A 21,088-nucleotide genomic window follows, 5' to 3' on the forward strand; every position below is an offset into this window, starting at 1 on the left:
TTGTCTATATCAAATGCTTTATAACTTGAAAGTAAAAATATCTTTTACAAAAATATTAACGGAATTTTTAAATCCGTTTTTATCTAACTTTTGAATCGGAAAATTTTTACTGTAAAGAGTATATCCGTTTTTATCGTATAATTTAAAAGCAAGACTTTTATTGAAATATGTCAACTGAAGAGAGAATTTTGAATCGGCATCTTCTACAAAACGGGATGATACTATCAATTTTTTCATTTTTTTTGCATTGATTTTTATATTTTCAGTTTTATTTATCTCCACAATTATTTTTACAGGTAACTTTATATCATATTCCAAAAAGACGGCAGGATTCAAATCAAAAAGGGATTCCAAATAAATATAATAGAGTTGTGAAGAATATTTTTTTGCAATTTTACTTCCCTGGGCATATAAATCTGCAAGACTACTTTTTTCCCACTCCAAATCCATTTTTGAAATACCTTCATTGAGTAGTTTTAAATCGCCCTCCAGAATTGCCCGGTCTGCAAGATAAGCGCCGGCACTTTGCGGAATAAACATAGTTTCTATAGATTCGGCTTTTTTAAGATATTTTAAAGCTTTTTTCCCCTTTCCTTTAAAGGCATTATAATAGTAAGTGTTTGTATAAAGGTTATTTGTATTACCGCTTAAATCTTCTGTAGCGTTTTTCTTATATTCTTTTGCAACTTTTAAAGAGTATAATCTAAAAACAGCATCATAATATGTATATTTTAGTTTATAATTTATCTTATTGCTTAAATTTTTTATCCAATCTAAAAAGCCTAATTTTAATCTGCTTTTTTCAAAATTATATTTTTGTATGTATAAGGATTTTTTAATTTTATACAGGTTAGTTTTAAATTCGTTTACACTCAAGCCGTAATTTGAAATCCATGCTTCAGTGGTGTTTTGAAGTTGGTTTAAAATATATTGTTCGGCCATTTCAATATGACCTGTTTTTAAATATAGACTTATAATGCTTAAGGCTGAAAGAGGAGTGTCATCATCGGCTGATGCTGAAAGATATGCAGATAAGGCCTGTGAAAAATTATTTCTTCTTTCTTCAAGTTCTCCAAGCATCATATAACCTGAATTACGCTCTTTCATATTTAAAGCAGCCTTTGCATCATCTATTGCATTGTCAAATTGGTAAAATTGACTTTCTAAAATAGACTTATTATAATAATAAATGGAACCCGAATATGTTCTATTAACTTGTTCAGCAGCTTTTATTGCCTTTGTATAAAACTCTTTCGATTTCTCATAATCAAACATTTCATTGTATAAGGTGCCCAAAGAATTATAAACCGACATATTTTCCCCGTAGCGCTCTATGTTATTCAATAAAAAACGTATTCCTTCTTCCGGTATGCGGCACTTATAACATAACCAGCCGTAATTGGAAGCTGCAAAGCGGTCATAAGGAATAAGATGTAAATAATTTTTTATATACATCAAGGCTTCTTCATATTTATTTAACGAGGATGCACAACCGGAAATATAAAATAAGATACTGCTGTTTTCAGGATTAATTTCCAAACCTTTTTTTAATATTTTATATGCAGGTTTATATAATTCTTTATTATAATAAATTTCTCCTAACTTTAAAAATAAACTGTCATTTTGAGGATATTTCTTTATTCCATCCTGTAAAAGAGACAAGGCCAGCTCCCAATTTTCAGCTTCCACTGCCTTTTCGGCCTCAACAACAATACTTTCCGCACTTTCTGCAAATACAAAACACGAGATGAGACAAAAAGCCAGTAAAACAATGATTTTTTTTGTTTTATTTTTTAAAAGATTTTTGGCAGCCTCTGCATCATCTATTGTACATTCCGGTGCAAATTTTGCTTTTTGAATTAGAGTATTCATTTCTATTTTCTCTTCAGCGCTCCGTTTTCTTTTTTTAAATAACTTACCGGCTGTAAGCACAATTCTTCTATTATTCTTAGAAAATTTTAATACAAGATGAGGCCTAGCCTTGAAAATTACAAGTATTATAATTAAAAAAAGAATTATAATAAATCTGAAAAAAGGTATGTTATCTTTAAAAAATTGTTTTATATAAGTACCTATGTTTGAAACGTCATCTTCCTTTTCGGTAATTTCCGTAATTTTTATTTCACTGCGTTTTTCAAGAATCTCACTTAAAAGAGAATTAAATTCCTCGCCTCCCGCATTCATACCAAAATTAATATTTTCTCCTTCTGCAAGCTGAGAAGCCGTAGGATCGAAACTAACCCAGCCTATGTACGGAAAAAAAACTTCAACCCACGCGTGAGCCATGTTTGCCCGTACCGGATAATAATTCATAACTTCAGATTCGGGCTGAACAAAAAATCCTACTGCTACTCTGGCAGGTATCCCTATGCTTCTAAGCATAAGAGCATAAGAAAATGCAAAATAAGTACAGTATCCCTTTTTTGCTTCACACAAAAAATATTTTAATTGATTACCGTCAGGAGCTTTTCCAGGTTTTAGAGAATACCGAAAATCGCCATCCGTAAAATAAAATTGAAGAGCTAAAATTTTATCCAAATAATCGGGAATATCGCAGGTTATATCTTCAGCTGTTTGATGCACAAGTTTAAAACTTTCATCATCAATTTTAGTATAAAAATCCAAATCTTCTTTCGACATTCCCTCATCTTCATCTCCTGATGGAAACGCCTCGCCGTAAAGATCCGATGCAAAATCAAATATTGCATCGCTAAAAACCTTGTACCCGCCGTTAAATTTTGAACTATCCCAAATCTCATAAGGAATTACCTGCGTCGGATAATCCATAGCTATAAAGGAAGACGGTGATAGATTTACAAAAAAATATTCTTGTGCAACTTTTTCACGCATAGAAAAGGCTCTATGCAAAATATCTTTTCGGCCCTTAGGCAAAGAAGTAACTTGTGCTTTTTCGGAAGGAGCTTTTTTTTCATAAAATCCTTTTGCAGAATCCCAGCCTGAAAGATACATTCTCCTCAACATATTGTGAGAAAAATCATTATCAAAATGAGCAACCAAAATAAGGTCATCACTCATTTTAATTTCACTTTGCAATTTTAAATAATCGGAAAAATCAAATCTAAAAAGAGTAGGCTGCAATAAACCTCCATGATTAATCGATGAGGCTTCATTATAGTTTTTTAGTACAAAGGTCATTATAAAAGCAAAAAACGATAAAAAAAGCAGAAAAAATGTAAAGACTTTTTTTTCAAAATTAGAAGACAAAAAAAGACGGAGCATTTCTATTGCAGAAAAGCTAAGAGAAAATAAAACAGCATATATCGGATGTTCAAAAACCGACATCGAAAAATTTCCTTGAGTCCAAAAAAGAAGAGCAAAAATACTAAAAAAAATTATAGGTTCATAACGGCGGTATTTTTCGTTTTTGTAAAAATAAATAGTAGAAGTAGAAATAAAAACAGTTTGTAATATCAAAAAAGGAATGATAATTCCCAAACGTAAATATAAAATATCGAAAGGTTCGGCTGAAATGACTTTAAATAAAAATAAAAGCAAAAACAAAAAAATAATCAAACTTAAACATATCAAAATAATAGATGCCGATAGTTTTATCTGTTTTTTTTGGAACCGATAACACAAAAAAATTATAATTACAGCCCAGACAGGAAGAACAAAATGAGGCAAAATTTCAAACAAATATAATGAAGGAATAATACTCAGCATTAACAATGAGAGTATACGTAAAAGAAAATTAAGCTTATATCGAGTAAGCATAAAAACCTCCATTCTTCAATTCGTGTTTTAGAATTTCAATTTTTTCGTTCATTTCTTTTGACAAGCGGTTATATTTTTTTTGAGACGAAGTATAAAATAAAAAAGAATTTAAAATATTTTTAGGTCCGGTAATTATACTTTCCAATCCGGTATAAAAAACACATTCATTTTTATGATCTGAAAAGATTTCAAAAAGTTTATCTAAAATTTTCTTACTCGATTGTATAGGCATAAAAAAATAGAGCAAGCAAGTTTTTTTGTTTTCCTCATCAATAAAAAAATTCTTTTTTAATTTAGGCTCAAGCTTATTCGATTTTTTTTGAACCTTAATTTGCGGAATGGAAAAAATTCTTTTTATCGATTCTTCCGCATCTCTATCTTCCGGATAAAAGGTTCCTGTTTCATAAGAATTTTTTTCGTTATCATAAAACCGAATATTAAAACTTATTCCTTTTTGATGTAAATAAAAAGCTATCGACGTACTCAAATTAATAAACTCATCGAATTTCTTTTTATAAAATGCAATATCTTTCTCTACAATCGGACTTTCAACATATATTGTAAAAAAAATCTTCGGCGGAGGAACAAAATCTCCTTGCTTTATACTAAGTTCCTGAGTGTGAGCATATAACTTCCAATTAATTTTTCTTATATCATCACCCGGAAAATAAGGACGGGAATCATAAAGCTCATCAGTACGCTTCAAGTTTATAGTATGAGCTGATGTTTCATTTAAAATTTCGGGAAGTGCAAAGCTTTTTATTTCGGTCAACATCGGATAAATAAAAAGCTGAGGTATGGATTTTTCTTTTTTTAACAATCGAAATGAAAAAAATCCTGCAAGATCGGAAATTTTGATATACTCTTTTTCCAAAAAAAATCTGCCTCGTTCTTCCTTCGGCAGAGGAAAATTTGCAGCGGTTCTTTTAAGTCTAATATTAAATTTTAAACTTCTGCTTTTTTTATTTTTTAAATCCGATAAAAACTCAAAACCGTAAAATACAAGAACCCCGGGCAAAACAATCGGAAAAAGTTTTTTCCCCTTTCGGCCTCTTGAAGGTAGAATGGAAATATTTTCATTTTTTAATTCTACCAATAAATCCGTTTTTTTCCATAACAAGACGGAAACACTAACAAGAATTAAAGAAAGTACAACATAAAGGCATAAGCAAACACCGCAAACAATTGCAAACAATTCGCCTCGAATAGCGGCTCCCGTCAACAAGAGAATTGAAAATATAATATAAATAGTTCCGGAAACCGTAAACTTAAAAACCTTCATCAACGGCATAATATCATTTTTAAAAGAAAGAATCAATCAACAACCCCGACACAAAGCATCGGGGTACAGTGCTCAATGTTTCGCACTGTATGTTCTCATAAGGTGGTTGCAGTCGGCTTTAATACCCTTTGTTACGACGCAGAGCATCGGGGTATTAAAGCCTCCGCACGAATAAAAAAAGCCAGGCAGCATCCTACTTTCCCACTTGATCAGCAGTATCATCGGCGTAAGAGAGCTTGACTTCCGTGTTCGGGATGGGAACGGGTATTACCTCTCCACTATGGCCACCTGGCAATAAAAAACAAATTAAGGACTTAAAACTTTAAAGGTTTTAAGTGTACTAAAAAAGAGAATGAAGAAGAAAGTTAATCTTTTATGTATAGAAAAAAGAAACAATAATATGGTCAAGCCTCACGACTTATTAGTATTGGTCGGCTGAACACATTACTGTGCTTAGACCTCCAACCTATCAACCTTGTAGTGTGCAAGGAGTCTTTAGGAGGGTTAAACCCTCAGGGATACGTAGTCTTGAGGCGGGCTTCCCACTTAGATGCCTTCAGCGGTTATCCCTTCCGAACTTAGCTACCCGGCAATTACCCTTGGCAGGATAACCGGTACACCAGAGGTTCGTCCATTTCGGTCCTCTCGTACTAAAAACAGCTCCTCTCACGTATCCAACGCCCATAGCAGATAGGGACCGAACTGTCTCGCGACGTTCTGAACCCAGCTCACGTACCGCTTTAATTGGCGAACAGCCAAACCCTTGGGACCTGCTTCAGCCCCAGGATGCGATGAGCCGACATCGAGGTGCCAAACATTCCCGTCGATGTGAACTCTTGGGGAATATCAGCCTGTTATCCCCGGAGTACCTTTTATCCGTTAAGTGACGGCGCTTCCACTCGCTACCGCCAGATCATTAAGACCTACTTTCGTATCTGCTTGAGCTGTCACTCTCGCAGTTAAGCCTCCTTGTGCCTTTACACTCGCTGCGCCGATTTCCAACCGGCGTGAGGAGACCTTCGCGCACCTCCGTTACTCTTTAGGAGGCGACCGCCCCAGTCAAACCGCCTGCCTATCACTGTCCCTATCCCGGTTTCACGGGACAGGTTAGAAACCTGATTTATCAAGGGTGGTATTTCACTTTTCGGCTCCACCCAACCTAACGGTCAAGCTTCATAGCCTCCCACCTATTCTACACATGATAAACCAAGTCCCAATAATAAGTTGCGGTGAAGGTTCACGGGGTCTTTCCGTCTAACTATGGGTAACCGGCTTCTTTACCGGTATATAAATTTCACCGAGTCTCGCGTTGAGACAGTGCCCAGAATCGTTACACCATTCGTGCGGGTCGGAACTTACCCGACAAGGAATTTCGCTACCTTAGGACCGTTATAGTTACGGCCGCCGTTTACCGGGGCTTCAATTCAAAGCTTCACATTGCTGTTAACCTCTCCTCTTAACCTTCCGGCACCGGGCAGGTGTCACCACCTATACGTCCCATTGCTGGTTCGCAGATGGCTGTGTTTTTGATAAACAGTCGCCTGGGCCTGCTTTCTGCCACCCCCTCATCTTTAAAAAAAAGGAGGTCACACTTTTTCCGAAGTTACGTGTGCATTTTGCCGAATTCCTTAACGCGAGTTCTCTCGAGCGCCTTAGATTTCTCATCCCATCTACCTGTGTCGGTTTACGGTACGGTCTTTTATAACCTTAACCTTAGACAGTATTTCCCGGCACCTTGATTACGCCCGCTTCGCTCCACCGTAGTTTCACTCGCTGTCGCAGCTTACCTTGGACGACGGATTTGCCTATCATCCTTTATAACGGCTCGCTTACTTTGACCGGCATCCGTTAGCCGGCCGGGTTTCACCTCATGCGTCCTGCCATCGAAATTATAAAAGGTATCGGAATATGAACCGATTTCCCATCGACTACGACCTTCGTCCTCGCCTTAGGGGCCGACTTACCCTGGGAAGATTACCTTTACCCAGGAAACCTTAGATTTTCGGCGGGGAGGGATCTCACCTCCCTTTTCGTTACTTATACCTGCATTCTCTCTTCCATCTCCTCCAGCACCTCTCGCGAGTATGCCTTCATCAGTTAATGGAATGCTCCCCTACCGCCTTACACATAAAATCGCGTAAGACCCGTAGCTTCGGTATACTGCTTAGCCCCGTTACATTATCTGCGCATGGACACTCGACCAGTGAGCTGTTACGCACTCTTTAAAGGAATTGCTGCTTCTAAGCCAACCTCCTGGCTGTCTTTGTATCCACACTTCATTTCACACTCAAGCAGTATTTGGGGACCTTAGCTGACGGTCTGGGCTGTTTCCCTTTTGACTTGCGAACCTTAGCGCACGCAGTCTCACTCCCATACGTTGATTATCGGCATTCAGAGTTTAACTGGGTTTGGTAGGCTTTGACGCCCCCTAGTCCAACTAGTGCTTTACCTCCGATAATTTTGTATGAGGCTGTCCCTAAAGGCATTTCGGGGAGAACCAGCTATTTCCGGGTTTGATTAGCCTTTCACTCCTAGTCACAAGTCATCCATACCTTTTTTAACAGATTATAGTTCGGTCCTCCACAAGGTTTTACCCTTGCTTCAACCTGCTCATGACTAGATCACTCCGGCTTCGGGTCTACGACATGCAACTATTCGCCCTATTCAGACTCGGTTTCCCTTAGGCTCCGGAACTTCTATTCCTTAACCTCGCTGCATATCGTAACTCGCAGGCTCATTCTACAAAAGGCACGCTACCACCCTTAAAAGGGCTGTAACATCTTGTTGGTTTACGGTTTCAGGTTCTATTTCACTCCCCTTACTGGGGTTCTTTTCACCTTTCCCTCACGGTACTTGTTCACTATCGGTAGCTAAGTAGTATTTAGCCTTGGATCGTGGTCGACCCGGCTTCCGACAGGGTTTCTCGTGCCCCGCCGTACTCAGGTACTGCATCAACAAGTCCGATTTATTTCGCTTACGGGGGTTTCACCCTCTGCGCCAGGCTTTCCCAAAACCTTTCTGCTATAAATCGAATTTGTAACTTGTCGGTCCTACGCCGATGCAGCCCTTCAACTCCCTTAAAGGGTTTAGGCTCCTCCAATTTCGCTCGCCGCTACTTTCGGAATCTCACTTGATTTCTTTTCCTTGAGTTACTTAGATGGTTCAGTTCACTCAGTATCGCTTTACCTCTCTATTTTATTCAAGAGCGTAATGTTAGTATCACTACTAACGGGTTACCCCATTCGGCTATTTCCGTATCACAGGATGTGTGCTCCTACACGGAACTTTTCGCAGCTTACCACGGCCTTCTTCGCCTCTTAGCTCCATAGGCATTCGCCATAAACCTATTCTCGCTTGACCATATTATTGTCCGTTCTTTCTTTTATCTTTCGTTTAAAAAAGAAGTTTTGTATTTTTTTTAGTTTTCTTTTACACTGTAATGTTTTAACCACTACAGCGTCTTCATTCCCTTCCCTAGTTATGTCAAATATCTGTTGCTAAATCCCAAAAGGATATGCTAAGCCGATTTTTCAATCGGTATGGGCCTGATTAGAGTTGAACTAATGACCCCTTCCTTATCAGAGAAGTGCTCTAACCGACTGAGCTACAGGCCCTATAAAAAAAAGAGTTTCAGGAAAGAACGAAAAGGAAGTATCGATTTGTCTTGTGTACTTCAAGACTAATATACATTGTATATTATTTAGAAGGTTAAACAACCTTCTAAACTACCCTTTCTCTTAGAAAGGAGGTGATCCAGCCGCACCTTCCGGTACGGCTACCTTGTTACGACTTCACCCTCCTTACCAAACGTACCTTCGGCACCGTCCTCCCTTACGGGTTAGACTAGCGACTTCGGGTACCCTCGACTCGGATGGTGTGACGGGCGGTGTGTACAAGGCCCAGGAACGTATTCACCGCACCGTGCTGATGTGCGATTACTAGCGATTCCAACTTCATGAAGTCGAGTTTCAGACTTCAATCCGGACTACGATTGCTTTTTTGCGTTTTGCTTGACCTCGCGGTGTCGCTTCGATTTGTAGCAACCATTGTAGCACGTGTGTAGCCCTGGACGTAAGGGCCATGATGACTTGACGTCATCCCCACCTTCCTCCGATTTGTCATCGGCAGTTCCGCCAGAGTCCTCAGCTTTACCTGTTAGTAACTGGCAGTAGGGGTTGCGCTCGTTGCGGGACTTAACCCAACACCTCACGGCACGAGCTGACGACAGCCATGCAGCACCTGTCAAGAGCCGTATTGCTACGCTGCCATATCTCTATGTCATTGCTCTTGATGTCAAACCCAGGTAAGGTTTCTCGCGTATCATCGAATTAAACCACATGCTCCACCGCTTGTGTGGGCCCCCGTCAATTCCTTTGAGTTTCACCCTTGCGGGCATACTTCCCAGGCGGTACACTTAATGCGTTTGCGTCGGCACCGAAGCTCTTGCCCCGACACCTAGTGTACATCGTTTACTGTGCGGACTACCAGGGTATCTAATCCTGTTTGCTCCCCGCACCTTCGTATATCAGCGTCAATCATCGGCCAGAAACCCGCCTTCGCCACCGGTGTTCTTCCAAATATCTACAGATTCCACCCCTACACTTGGAATTCCGGTTTCCCCTCCGTGATTCAAGTCAAGCAGTACCCAATGCAGTTTACGAGTTGAGCTCGTAGATTTCACACCAGGCTTACCTAACCGCCTACATACCCTTTACGCCCAATAATTCCGAACAACGCTCGCCCCTTACGTGTTACCGCGGCTGCTGGCACGTAATTAGCCGGGGCTTATTCGCATGATTACCGTCATCTCACAGGCATTCCCTCCTATGTTTATTCTTCATCTGCAAAAGAATTTTACAACCTTTCGGCCTTCTTCATTCACACGGCGTCGCTCCGTCAGACTTTCGTCCATTGCGGAAGATTCTTAGCTGCTGCCTCCCGTAGGAGTTTGGGCCGTATCTCAGTCCCAATGTGTCCGTTCACCCTCTCAGGCCGGATACCCATCGTTGCCTTGGTGAGCCTTTACCTCACCAACTAGCTAATGGGACGCGGGCCCATCCTAAAGCGGAGCCGTAGCTCCTTTCCTCATTTACCTTTATGTAAATGAGCACATTCGGTATTATCTAATATTTCTACTAGCTATCCCCATCTTCAGGGCAGGTCACCCACGCGTTACTCACCAGTCCGCCACTCTAGGGGAGAGCAAGCTCTCCCTTACCGTTCGACTTGCATGCTTAAGACGCGCCGCCAGCGTTCGTTCTGAGCCAGGATCAAACTCTCCATCATTATTATTTCAAGCCGCCCTTAAAGAGCGGTTGATTTCTAATTTTAGTTTGTCCCTTACTTATATTGTTAAGGAATTTGGTAAAGGTTAATCAGCTTAACCCTTACCGGTTTTTGATACTTTCCTTACCAAAAGCTTTACGCTTTGGCTATTTTTGTTCTTTCCCTTCCCTCTTAATTTCAAATATCATCCGCTAAAAACTGGTAAAAGTTATATAGCGAGCAAAAAGGAGTATACAGTATTTTCTCACTTTTTGTCAAGTGCTTTTTAAAAGTTTTTTTTATTTTTTTTAACATTTTTTGCAGCTTTTAAACTGCTAAACTTAAGAAGCTTACCTTCAGTAAAACTGCAAGACTTGCAAAACTTTTCTAGTGTTTTCTTTGATTTTCTAGGCACACCGTCTTAGCCGACGGTGAGTGTGAATATACCCCTTTCTCAAACTTTTGTCAAGTGCTTTTTGCAAGGTTTTTGCAAGTTTTCTGACGGTAAACTCTCCATTTTTCCGACCTTTTTTTGGTGTATTGCTTACCTTCCTTCGCCCTACTTAACATCCTTTTACATTTATGATATTATTCCCTTTACTTATGGAAAAAAATAGCAATAAAATATCAAAAGAAGTCTTTTCGACACTTTTGTATCTTTCCCGCCTTTCTTTAGGTGAACAGGAAGAAGCCCGCTTATCGGGACAGGTAAATAACTTGGTAGGTTATTTTGAAATCTTGGATAAATTTGCGGACAGCAGTTTGGATTCTTCGATGTATGCCAAACACAGTGAAACAGACTTACGCTCCTCTGAAGTAAAAGAAGGTCTTGCTCAAAGCGATCTTAAAAAAATGACTTCGGAATATATGGATAATTATTTTAGGGTTCCGAAGGTTTTGGGCTCAGGAGCCTAAGGAGATAAAATTTCATGATAACTGATTTGACATTTACACAGCTGCGCGGCAAATTAAAAAATAAAGAACTTTCTTCCCTTCAAATTCTTAAAGCATTTAAGGATGAGTATGAAAAAGATTTAAAACACCCACTCCCATTAAACGGATTTATAGAATTTTTTGAAGATGCAGAAGAGAATGCAAAAAAGGCGGATGAGCTTATAGCTCAAGGCGTTTCCTTTGATGAAAAGCCTCTTTTGGGCCTGCCCATCGCAGTAAAAGACAATATCTCAATGGCAGGAAAGCTTTGCACATGCTGCAGCCGCTCATTACAAGGCTACTATGCTCCATACAATGCAACGGTAATAGACCGCTTATTGGAAGCGGGAGCCGTTTTAATGGGAAGAATAAATATGGACGAACTCGCTATGGGTTCTTCAACCGAATTTTCATGCTACGGCCCGTCAAGGAATCCCGTTGACAGGGCTAGAACTCCGGGCGGCAGCTCAGGAGGTTCGGCTGCAGTAGTTGCAGGAAATCAAGCGCCCTTTTCTTTAGGAACTGAAACAGGCGGCTCTGTCCGTCTTCCGGCTTCTTATTGCGGAATTTACGGCCTTAAACCGACTTATGGGCTTTTTAGCAGGTACGGGGTAGTTGCCTTCAGCTCTTCCCTTGACCAAGTCGGCCTTTTCGGAAAAGAAGCCGCCGATATAGCCCTCGGTCTCGCCGTGATGGCAGGGAAGGACGAAAAGGACGAAACTTCGGAAGAAGCCGATTTTTCTTCATTATTAAAACTATCTGCCTACTCAAAAGAAGAAATAGCCTCATTAAAGATTGCAATCCCCAAGGAATTCTTAAATACCCAAGGCTTAGATCCGGAAGTAAAACAGGTTTTTGACGAACTCTGCGCTTGGCTTACCAAAAACGGAGCAAACCTTGAAGAAGTTTCCATACCTGTTTTGGAGGCTTCCATTCCGACATATTATACCCTTGCAATCTCGGAAGCAGCAAGCAATCTTTCACGCATAGACGGAATAAGATTCGGCCTCCGCAAAGATACCGGCAAGGGAAATGACGAGCTTTATATTCAAACAAGAAGCGAAGGCTTCGGCCCCGAAGTTAAAAGACGAATTATAACCGGCAACTATGTTCTTTCAAAAGAATTTTCAGGAGACTGTTACGAAAAAAGCTTGAACGTAAGGGCAAAAATAGCTCAGGGCGTAAATGAGGTTTTACAAAAATACGACTTTATAATCTGCCCTACGGCTCCGGCCCCGGCCTTTAAGCTTAACGAAAAAGTAGACGATCCTATCGCTATGTACCTTTCGGACCTTTTTACAACCTTTGTAAACCTTGCCCGTATTCCGTCCCTTTCGGTTCCGGCAGGAAAAACAAAGGCAGGTCTTCCGGTAGGCATTCAGTTTTGCGGAAAGAAATTTTCTGAAGACCGTATCTTAAAACTTGCAAAGGCCTGGGAGGAACAAAATGCTTAAACACGGCAATTTAGAATACGAAATAATTATAGGCTGCGAAATACACTGCCAGCTTTTAACAAAGACAAAGGCTTTTTGTTCTTGCGAAAACCGTTACGGCGGAATTCCAAATACGAGGGTCTGTCCCTGCTGTCTGGGTCTGCCCGGAGCTCTTCCCAGAGTAAGCAAGGAATATGTAGAATTCGGAATTAAGGCTGGACATGCCCTCGGCTGCCGGATAAATAATTTTTCCAAATTCGACAGAAAGCATTATTTTTATCCCGACCTTGTAAAGGGCTATCAGATAACTCAATTTTACACACCTCTATGCGAAGAAGGTGAAGTCGAGGTGAACCTTGCTTCTCAAAATGAAGAGCCGAAATTCAAAAAGATAAGAATTGAGAGAATCCATTTGGAAGAAGATGTAGGCAAAAGTCTTCACATAGAAGGCTCGCACAGTTATATTGACTTTAACCGCTCAGGCGTTCCTCTAATAGAAATTGTTTCAAAGCCGGATATGTCTACGCCCGATGAGGCTGCGAAATATATGCAGACAATCAGAGAGATTTTAAAATTTATCGGCGTTACCGACGGAAACATGGAAGAAGGAGCCCTGCGCTGCGATGCAAATGTCAATCTAAAAATCATCGACAACGGTGTAGAATTTAGAACTCCTATTTCCGAAATAAAAAATATGAACTCCTTTAAGGCTGTAAAGGATGCCTGCACCTATGAGGTTTCCCGTCAACTGGAAGAATACAACAGCAAAGACCGCATCGCTTTTAAGACGGGCTTTAAACGCACCATGGGCTGGGATGAACCTTCGGGACAGACCGTAGTACAACGTACAAAAACAATAGCGGAAGATTACCGCTTTATGCCCGAACCGGATTTAAGAGCCTTGGAGTTGAGCGATAAGTTTATCAAAGAGGTAAGTGATTCGGTCGGAGAATTACCGGAAGCAAAACGGCTCCGTTTTAAAAAAGAATATCACTTGTCGGAATTCGATGTTCAAACCCTAACCTCTGAAAAAGAGCTGGCAGAATGGTTTGAAGAGGCGGCTAAAAAATCTTCTTCTCCAAAAAAATGTGCCAACTGGATATTGGCAGAAGTACTGGCTGTTTTAAACGAAACAAACTCTTCTCTTTCGGATTTAAAATTCGGGCCTGAGGCTATAGCCGAGCTTGTAAATGTTATTGAAGAAGGAAAGATAACAAGCAAGCAGGCCAAAGATGTTTTTGCCGAGATGATAGCTTGCGGTAAAAAGCCTTCTGCCGTAATAGCCGAAAAAGGCATGGAACAGGTAAGCGATTCTTCCTTTATCGAAAAAATTGTAGAAGAAGTTTTTGCCGAAAATGCTGAAGCTGTCCAAGATTGGAAAAACGGAAAGACCAATGTTGCAGGCTGGCTTATGGGTCAGGTTATGAAAAAATCAGGCGGCAAGGCCAACCCAAAACAAGCGGCTGACCTTGTAAACAAAAGACTGACAGAGTAAGCTTACAGCCGTTTTAGGCAGATGCTTTCTAGCAGCTTTTCTACAAACCGGCTTGCCGTATCATACCGAGTGCAACATTCCGATTGTTCTAATCAGCATACCCCTAAAAACCGGTAAATTACCGAAGACCTTTTGCAGGCAATGTAAAATACGGTGCAAAAAAAACCGCCCCGAGCCGGAGCTTTCCCCGGCTTGAGAGCGGTCGATTTAATTTGTAATTTGTAACTCAATTGGTAATTGCTAATGTGTAATTGACTTTTCCACATAATTACCAATTATCCATTATCCATTGGAATTAACCATTAGCCGTTACTAATACTCTCTTATCCTGTCTTCAGGATAATCCGAAGCTATTACAAGGTGCTTTATGGTTGCAGCATGAGAGCGCGGAATGAGAACGTTTTTGCACAAAAAGTCCTCGTCGTTTTCACCGAAAGCCCAGTGTCCTATTGCAGTTATACCGGTCGGCAATTTAACCGTTGCCTCATAACAGCTGTTGAAAGCTTCCTCTCCTATTGTGGTAAGAGCGGTACAGCCGGACAGGTCAACATTCGTTAAGTCAGTGCAGTTGGAAAAAGCACTCTTACCTATTTCGGTAAGCTTGATACAGGCGGACAGATTCACATTCGTTAAGTTAGAGTAGGCAAAAGCATTTTCGCCTATTTCGGTAAGAGCGGTACAGGCGGAAAAGTCGACGGCTGCAAGCTTGGAGTATCCAATAATATAAAAAGCGTCATTACCTATCACAGTAACGCCTTTTCCGAGAGTCAGCTTTTTTACGTTCTTATTTACCTCATCCTTTTTCGTAAAATTTTCGATAATCGTACCTTTGATATCGCAGTGTATAACCAGCGTTTCAATAGAGCAGCCCTTAAAAGCATCAGTTCCTATCACGGTAAGGCTTTGAGGCAGCTCTACCTCTTTTAAGGCCGTACAGCTTTTAAAAACGAAATTATCTATCGTGGTAAGGCTCTGGGGCAGCTGCACCGCTTTTAAGGATGTACAGCCTGTAAAAGCCGCCAGCTTTATTGCGGTAAGAGAAGTGCAGGCGGACAGGTCTATACTTTCCAAGCGCGTACAGCCCAGAAATGCCCTATCATCTATTTCGGTAACATTTGCAGGCAGTTTAAGGGCAACCCTTTTACCGCTCTCTTTGATTATCTCTCCCAAGCGGCCGGCTTTTCCGTTTGTGGCAGCGGTTCCGGGGACTGTATTCGGTACGCCGGTCAGTTCGATGTAGTTTAAGTCCGTCGCTGAAGCGGTGTTTTGAAGCCAGGCTTGTAAGTCCGCTCCGTTTGTGCCGTAGGCAACCTGTGTGTAGACAGGTGTGGGCGTTCCTCCTCCGCCGCCGCTGTTGCCTCCGCCTCCGCCGCCGGAGTTACCGCTTCCTGAACCGCTTCCGCCCGCGTTGTTCGGACAGCCGGTCATTCCAAATAGCGCAACAAGCGCTAAAACTGCGGCTGTGATGAGCGCCGCGGCTCTCGTCTTCTTACTTAGATGTTTCATAAAAAACTCCTTATATTTTTTAATTTAACCGCTGAGCACGCCAAGGACGCAAGGTGTTTTAAGATAGGCTTTGTAAGACATTCTTTTATAATCATTTGCGTTTGTTGCGTTCGTTGCGGTTTTATTGAATGTGTAATGTAAAAAACGCACAAGGATAGGAATTTGCTCTTGTGCGTGCGGTGTGCTGTGAGAAAATTTGTATTTAATTGTGAATTTGTTTGGGCGGAGCGGGAATTTATGCCGCTTTGTTGCTTGTCGCTTGTCGCTTGTCGCTTGTCGCTTGTCGCTTGTCGCTTGTCGCTTGTCGCTAAAAATTATGAGGTGCGTTTCGGCTTTGTCAAGTCCTTTTGCAAAACTTTTTGCACTTTTTTTGTGAGAATGGTTGTAACTGCCAGCGGTGCTTTTTAAGCGTTTTCCTATCATCACTGTACAGTATAGCACGGTTTTATGCGGATTTCAATGTTTTTTTTTAAAATATACGGGCATCTTCTGCGTTGCTTCAAAAAAAACAATCCTCGACGTGCAAAAAGCACGCCTGCGGGTGTTTTTTTCTTGCGCCTTGAATCTGCTCCGCCTATTTTTAAAAAGGCTCATACTATATAACCGCAAAGATGCTAAGAGCGCAAAGGAATTTTGATGGTGTTTTGATGACATATTCTTTCATTTTCCCTTGGCGTTCCTTGCGGGCTCCTTTTGAATCTGCGCTGCTGGAAAAGTCCTGTTGTCCCAAGTCAGAAATATCGCTGTTTCTCGGAAAAATTATGCATCAGGGGTGTTGATTAAATCATAAATTGGTATCTCGTTTTTTCTATCCCTTAAAAAATTCTCCGTATATCATAAGACATATCACAAACAAAAGTATCAGGCTTAAAGCGATAACGGCGTTTTCCAAACGTGCACCTGCAACACTGTGCTTTACTCCGTTTCGGTTTAAAAATCGTGAAAGAAAATAATTTATAGTTGAAAGAATTATGTGGCTTATCAATATCACAATTGTTTGCACCTTACTGCTTTGCGAGCTGATAAAAGACAATTTCGATATCAAAGATATTCCACCTATATAAATTACCATAACATAAAGAAGTCCTAAACCTTGAATCGGTATCATATTTACACCTCCCTAATTCATCCACTTTTTTGCTATTTCGGTAAAATCGGAAATCATTAAATTGAAATCATAATTCGGTGTTTTCTTTTTTTGTTTTTCTGAAATGGTTTTAAGAGCAAGTAAAAAATACTCTGCCAGTTTTTCTTTTTGCTGATGATGTGTTAATAAGCTGAATTCTTTTTCAAAATGAATGACTACCTCTATCTTGCCCGTATCTGCTTTAAAAGGCCCGTATTGAAATCGGGGACGCAAGTAATATCCGTTTTCGGAAATTTCCTCTTTCGTATATAATTCGTGCAATTCGTTCCATGCTTTTTGATTTGATAATTTGCGTCCCGATTCATCGATGATATAGTTTGTTTTACAATGAGCATTGTCATAATAACTGAAAGCACATTTCAAGAAAATACAATTTACGGCTTTGCCGTATTTTTCAGGACGCATCTTTTTATTCAATTCGTCCTGAAGTTTTTCCTCAATACTTTCTATAACAGGTTTGGAATTTTCATAACAGTTGGATATTGTACGTACAATCCAAACAGGATTTTTAGGAATCCAATTGCGTTGACTTTCAATTTTTATGTCTTCTATATTTTCGATTACGGGATAATCCCAACACATCGGTTGCTTCTGGTCTTTGTAGTCGGGACTGGGATAATAGGAAGTTCTGCCCTGCTCCATCGTAAATCCCGTTTTTCTTTTTGACCATATTGCTTCGACAAAACGGAGCTCTCCGAATCTGTTGCAAAAAAAGGTGCGGGGATTACCGTTAAAAAACACACCTCTTGACGCTTCCAATGGTTCATGGTTTCCCCAGCCGATTACGGCAAGACATTCGCAAAGCCGCACCGCCTTGTTCCACTCCGATACGCTTTTATAATCCGCATATTTTAAAAATTCCGCAAAAAGTTTTTCACGCAGTTTTTCAATGAAGTTTTGAGAATGTAAAAAATTTTCCAGTTCCGATAAGTCGTTAATTGCATAAATTTCATTCATATCCGTTTTTTTTTCTTTTTCTCCTTATCTATTATTCAAATTATAATTTATCCGTTTATACCGTCATTTTTGATATTATATTCTTTATCCATTGTCATAAAAGCTAAATGCCCCAAAAGATAATCAGGTTTTGCATCAAGATCGAAAGAGCAAGTTACACCGTTTGAGTCAAGTTCAAAATTAAGATATAAAATAAACAGAGAGGCTCTAAAATCGGCAATGGTAATATGGCTATCAGCTTCAAATTCTTTATTGTCTATCATTTCGTTTATAGTATCTACAAAATAGCTATTCTCTTTTAAAAGTGCATCCAATATTTTTTCTCTATTTACGTTAAGCCATTCCAGTCTTGATAAAATAGGAGAAAGGATATCAGGCAGTTCATATTTGACTTCAATTACTGTTTGCACTTCATTGCCCCAAATTTTACAGCAGCCTTCATAACAGCCGTTATGTTCATTGAAAATAAATATTTTATCGTTAATTATTATTTTGTTCTTCATCTTGTTTATCCTTATTCTTAGTTTTTTGAATTACATATCTATCCTGTGTTCCTATACTCAAACGCCATGCATCATTTAAATCTTCGCTTTGGAAGTACCACGCTTTTGTATAAGCCAAAGTTCTTCCAAAGACGAGATGCCCATTTGTTTAACAGCAATCCCAATTTCACTCATATTACCTTAAGACGGTTTAAAAATATTACCGTCTAATTTCCAATATCTAATTCTTGTATCGCCGCCGCATTTTTTGCAGCAAGAATTTTTAGATACCGAAAAGCCGATTCCGCTTTGTTCTGCAAGTTTTATAATCCGCTCTCTTTCTTCAACCAAGTTCGGAATATCCGGTATGAGACAAGCGGCAATCAATTCTTCCGTTTTGTTTTGTAAAACAGCCTCTTTTACCATGTTAGGTAAAAGAAGTGAAGCCAAATATGAATCCGTTTCTCTTTTGTGTATTTGTGGAAAACCGCAAGCCTCACACTGAATGCCGGTTAAGATTTTCCGTGACCGGCTTTCTGTGAATATTTTTTCAATATTGATTTTTTTCCCTGCTTTTATTATATTTGCAATTCCGTAAGAAAGGCATTTAAGATATTCCATCAACTCATTTGCCCATGGTTCAGCCTCGTCGTTTATAGTATGATTATTTACCTTGCAAATCCAAATATCATTTATACTGCCCATTCCTCCGTAAGCCCCAAGATGATGCTCAACGCTGCCTGTGCTTAAGTATTCTTCAATATCGATTTCAATCCATTTTCGCCAAGTACAGGATGTTTCGGTAAACAATTGTTTTAAAGCTTGCAATGCATAAATATAGTATCTATCATTTTCTCTTAGAAAATCCGGAAATTGTTTCACAATACGCTCGTCCATAGTTTACCTCCTCCTATCCCATTTTTCTAAAGATTATTGAATAATTTCTAAACCATGTAAATATGCAAATTTAATTAAACTTGCGCCGTAAAAGTCCTCAAAATGTAAATCGATATTTTCTTTTGGGATTTCTTTTAATGAGTTATAAAACGAAATATATTTTTTCTTTAAGTTATCTTCTTTGATGACTTTATTAAAATATCTTTCAGCCGGCTCTTTGCCGCCAAAATAGTAGATATAGTAGAGCAAAGCATACCCTTTTAATGAGCCGTTTAAAATTCTTTCAATATTTTTATTTGTATCTTCAAAGTCTGCAAATAAAGGCATAATGTGTTTATGTAATAATCCCGTAATTTGCGTTACGGTATCTTTATAGCTTGCACCGGCCAACTGCCACCAAGCGCCCGCTTTTCTTCCGGCTAAAGAACTAAGCTCTCCGCCGTAAATAATTCCTTCACCGGTTATGCCTGCTTTTTTTATAGCCTTTGAATAAATGTTGATATGCGGGATAAACTCAACACTAGATTCACAGTTGTATCTATTGGCTTGAAAATATATTTCAAAAATAATGTCTTTGTTATTTGCAATTTTTCGTAAAGTCTTTCCTTTACCTAACACTTTAAAGTCGGGGAAATTGCGTGCTATTTCTTGCCATGCTTTTTCGCAAAGTTCTCTTGGTTTCATAACTTCCTCCTAAAAACTCATTTCCAAAATTCTAATATTTCAAAATCTTCACATTTTAATAAATGGAAACCAAAACATTTTGACCTGCTTGGGCTGCTTCGTTATAAAAATCTTTAAGTCCGGCAAATGCACATTTAAGTTCATCTATAATTTCTTCTTTTTCATCTTCATAATCCCAGATATTCGGATACAATTTATTTTCCTTACATTTTTGCATACTGAAGTTTTCCAAAAGAGAATCAATATCGGTTTCATTTAATTTTTTCACGATTAATGGTATGGTTTCCTTTTTTGTATATCCGATAAAATCTTCGCATTCTTCGAAAGAATTTACTCCGACAATTGCTTCACTGAGCGGGTTACCCTCTATCGGCTTTCCTGCTGAAACACCGGTAAGTACAAAATGTAAAACGTCCCACATTTTATCCATGTCGAATAAAATACAGTCTTCGGCTTCTTGAAGTTCTTCCGTAAAATCCGCAATGTCTTTTTCGGTCATAAGTTTTTTTAAGTCCCTATCACTTATGAGTTGATAGTTTGCAATCATTCCCATATCAAATTCTCCTTAGCTGTTATCTAAATTATCATTCTTGTGAATACTCTTGTCTTTTGTACTACGTTATTAAGATAATGTCAATCGAATAGTACCTAAATCTATTGTATACTAATTCTGTTTCGGTATCAAGATATTGCCCTTAACAACGCTAGTAAAATCTGAAAATTGAGATACACTTTTAAGAAACAAATCCTCATAGTGAACTTTAGTATTTTTGATACGTATAAATCCAAAACCTGTATCATCATGAGGATAAGCAATAAGTCCTAATTCATCAAAAATAAAAAAACAATGTCCGTCAATTCCTTCATCCATCATCATTAATAAAGAGAACATAGATATAATATCATAATCCGTAGTGAGAAATTTTTTGAAGCCTAAAGATAGGCAATTAGCATTATCGTAAATAGAAGCAGTTATTATTTTTATATATCCAAAATCAATCAGATATTTTTCTATGTATTTTATGTAATTATTTATATTGCTCTTATTTAGATTATATTCTTTTACTTTGAAAATATTAGAAACTATTATTATATTATTTGTATGTTTTCTAAAAAAATGCATAAAATAATCGACTATTTTATTTGCGCGGAAAATAGTAAAAGGCTTATTTCTTCTGCAATATCCTTTCCAACCTTTACTGTCGGTATAAGAATTTAAATTTACCCATTCTTGAATATTAAAATTTGAGTTATCCATTATCGTGTTCATCT

Annotated in this window: 15 protein-coding genes, 1 tRNA gene and 3 rRNA genes; 3 read left to right on the top strand and 16 right to left on the bottom strand. The window is 39.0% G+C overall.

Annotation, left to right across the window (positions count from 1 at the left end; genetic code table 11):
* Nucleotides 1–18 precede the first annotated feature (18 nt).
* The 6 genes from HO345_RS10090 to HO345_RS10115 all read right to left on the bottom strand — a co-directional run bounded on the left by HO345_RS10090 (nucleotide 19) and on the right by HO345_RS10115 (nucleotide 10,303).
* Nucleotides 19–3,735 carry a transglutaminase domain-containing protein gene (locus HO345_RS10090; protein ID WP_253682801.1) on the bottom strand — a complete coding sequence of 1,239 codons (3,717 nt, stop codon included), beginning with the start codon at nucleotides 3,733–3,735 and terminating at the stop codon, nucleotides 19–21.
* On the bottom strand, nucleotides 3,719–5,017 hold the full coding sequence (locus HO345_RS10095) for a DUF58 domain-containing protein (protein ID WP_010693255.1): 1,299 nt from the start codon (nucleotides 5,015–5,017) through the stop codon (nucleotides 3,719–3,721). The genes HO345_RS10090 and HO345_RS10095 overlap by 17 nt, the downstream gene beginning before the upstream one ends.
* Before the next feature lie 180 nt (nucleotides 5,018–5,197).
* A 5S ribosomal RNA gene (rrf, locus tag HO345_RS10100) occupies nucleotides 5,198–5,309 on the bottom strand.
* A 108-nt stretch (nucleotides 5,310–5,417) separates the two neighbouring features.
* Nucleotides 5,418–8,377: ribosomal RNA gene (locus HO345_RS10105) — 23S ribosomal RNA — on the bottom strand.
* A 180-nt stretch (nucleotides 8,378–8,557) separates the two neighbouring features.
* Nucleotides 8,558–8,631: transfer RNA gene (locus tag HO345_RS10110), tRNA-Ile, on the bottom strand.
* 127 nt (nucleotides 8,632–8,758) lie between these two features.
* Nucleotides 8,759–10,303, bottom strand: a 16S ribosomal RNA gene (locus HO345_RS10115).
* Together the 16S, 23S and 5S rRNA genes with 1 tRNA gene alongside form the textbook arrangement of a ribosomal RNA operon.
* A gap of 582 nt (nucleotides 10,304–10,885) precedes the next feature.
* On the opposite strand from HO345_RS10115, the gene gatC reads away from it, so the two are divergent.
* From gatC to gatB, 3 genes are read left to right on the top strand one after another with little or no spacing between them, the layout of a single operon-like run.
* Nucleotides 10,886–11,197 (top strand): Asp-tRNA(Asn)/Glu-tRNA(Gln) amidotransferase subunit GatC, encoded by a 312-nt coding sequence (gene gatC / locus HO345_RS10120; RefSeq protein WP_147625341.1) that lies wholly within the window; start codon nucleotides 10,886–10,888, stop codon nucleotides 11,195–11,197.
* A gap of 14 nt (nucleotides 11,198–11,211) precedes the next feature.
* Nucleotides 11,212–12,669: an Asp-tRNA(Asn)/Glu-tRNA(Gln) amidotransferase subunit GatA gene (gene gatA / locus HO345_RS10125; RefSeq protein ID WP_253682802.1), complete on the top strand. Its 1,458-nt coding sequence runs from the start codon at nucleotides 11,212–11,214 to the stop codon at nucleotides 12,667–12,669.
* Nucleotides 12,662–14,143: an Asp-tRNA(Asn)/Glu-tRNA(Gln) amidotransferase subunit GatB gene (gatB, locus tag HO345_RS10130; RefSeq protein ID WP_253682803.1), complete on the top strand. Its 1,482-nt coding sequence runs from the start codon at nucleotides 12,662–12,664 to the stop codon at nucleotides 14,141–14,143. Before gatA ends, gatB begins: the two co-directional genes overlap by 8 nt.
* 312 nt (nucleotides 14,144–14,455) lie before the next feature.
* On the opposite strand, the gene HO345_RS10135 is transcribed toward gatB, so the two are convergent.
* From HO345_RS10135 to HO345_RS10180, 10 genes are all read right to left on the bottom strand, one after another.
* Complete coding sequence (locus HO345_RS10135; protein WP_253682804.1) at nucleotides 14,456–15,649, bottom strand: leucine-rich repeat domain-containing protein; 1,194 nt, start codon at nucleotides 15,647–15,649, stop codon at nucleotides 14,456–14,458.
* A gap of 24 nt (nucleotides 15,650–15,673) precedes the next feature.
* Complete coding sequence (locus HO345_RS10140; RefSeq protein WP_436411227.1) at nucleotides 15,674–16,075, bottom strand: hypothetical protein; 402 nt, start codon at nucleotides 16,073–16,075, stop codon at nucleotides 15,674–15,676.
* A gap of 382 nt (nucleotides 16,076–16,457) precedes the next feature.
* Nucleotides 16,458–16,757, bottom strand: a complete 300-nt coding sequence (locus HO345_RS10145) for a hypothetical protein (protein WP_002686970.1) — start codon at nucleotides 16,755–16,757, stop codon at nucleotides 16,458–16,460.
* Nucleotides 16,758–16,769: 12 nt separating this feature from the next.
* Nucleotides 16,770–17,753, bottom strand: a complete 984-nt coding sequence (locus HO345_RS10150) for a hypothetical protein (RefSeq protein WP_253682805.1) — start codon at nucleotides 17,751–17,753, stop codon at nucleotides 16,770–16,772.
* Nucleotides 17,754–17,800: 47 nt separating this feature from the next.
* On the bottom strand, nucleotides 17,801–18,256 hold the full coding sequence (locus HO345_RS10155; protein ID WP_253682806.1) for a hypothetical protein: 456 nt from the start codon (nucleotides 18,254–18,256) through the stop codon (nucleotides 17,801–17,803).
* The gene (locus HO345_RS10160; protein WP_253682807.1) at nucleotides 18,234–18,374 is read right to left on the bottom strand and encodes a hypothetical protein; all 141 of its coding nucleotides are present in this window, start codon (nucleotides 18,372–18,374) and stop codon (nucleotides 18,234–18,236) included. The genes HO345_RS10155 and HO345_RS10160 overlap by 23 nt, the downstream gene beginning before the upstream one ends.
* 62 nt (nucleotides 18,375–18,436) lie before the next feature.
* Complete coding sequence (locus tag HO345_RS10165) at nucleotides 18,437–19,132, bottom strand: DUF6966 domain-containing protein (RefSeq protein WP_253682808.1); 696 nt, start codon at nucleotides 19,130–19,132, stop codon at nucleotides 18,437–18,439.
* A gap of 33 nt (nucleotides 19,133–19,165) precedes the next feature.
* Nucleotides 19,166–19,816 carry a DUF4304 domain-containing protein gene (locus tag HO345_RS10170; RefSeq protein ID WP_010693303.1) on the bottom strand — a complete coding sequence of 217 codons (651 nt, stop codon included), beginning with the start codon at nucleotides 19,814–19,816 and terminating at the stop codon, nucleotides 19,166–19,168.
* Between the two features lie 55 nt (nucleotides 19,817–19,871).
* Nucleotides 19,872–20,369, bottom strand: coding sequence for a YfbM family protein (locus tag HO345_RS10175; protein ID WP_010693305.1), 498 nt, complete (start codon nucleotides 20,367–20,369; stop codon nucleotides 19,872–19,874).
* Between the two features lie 111 nt (nucleotides 20,370–20,480).
* A complete protein-coding gene (locus tag HO345_RS10180; protein WP_253682809.1) occupies nucleotides 20,481–21,086 on the bottom strand; it encodes a hypothetical protein in 606 nt (201 codons plus the stop codon).
* Between the last annotated feature and the right edge of the window lie 2 nt (nucleotides 21,087–21,088).

The organism is Treponema denticola (assembly GCF_024181645.1).
Taxonomy (GTDB): Bacteria; Spirochaetota; Spirochaetia; order Treponematales; family Treponemataceae; genus Treponema_B; species Treponema_B denticola_A.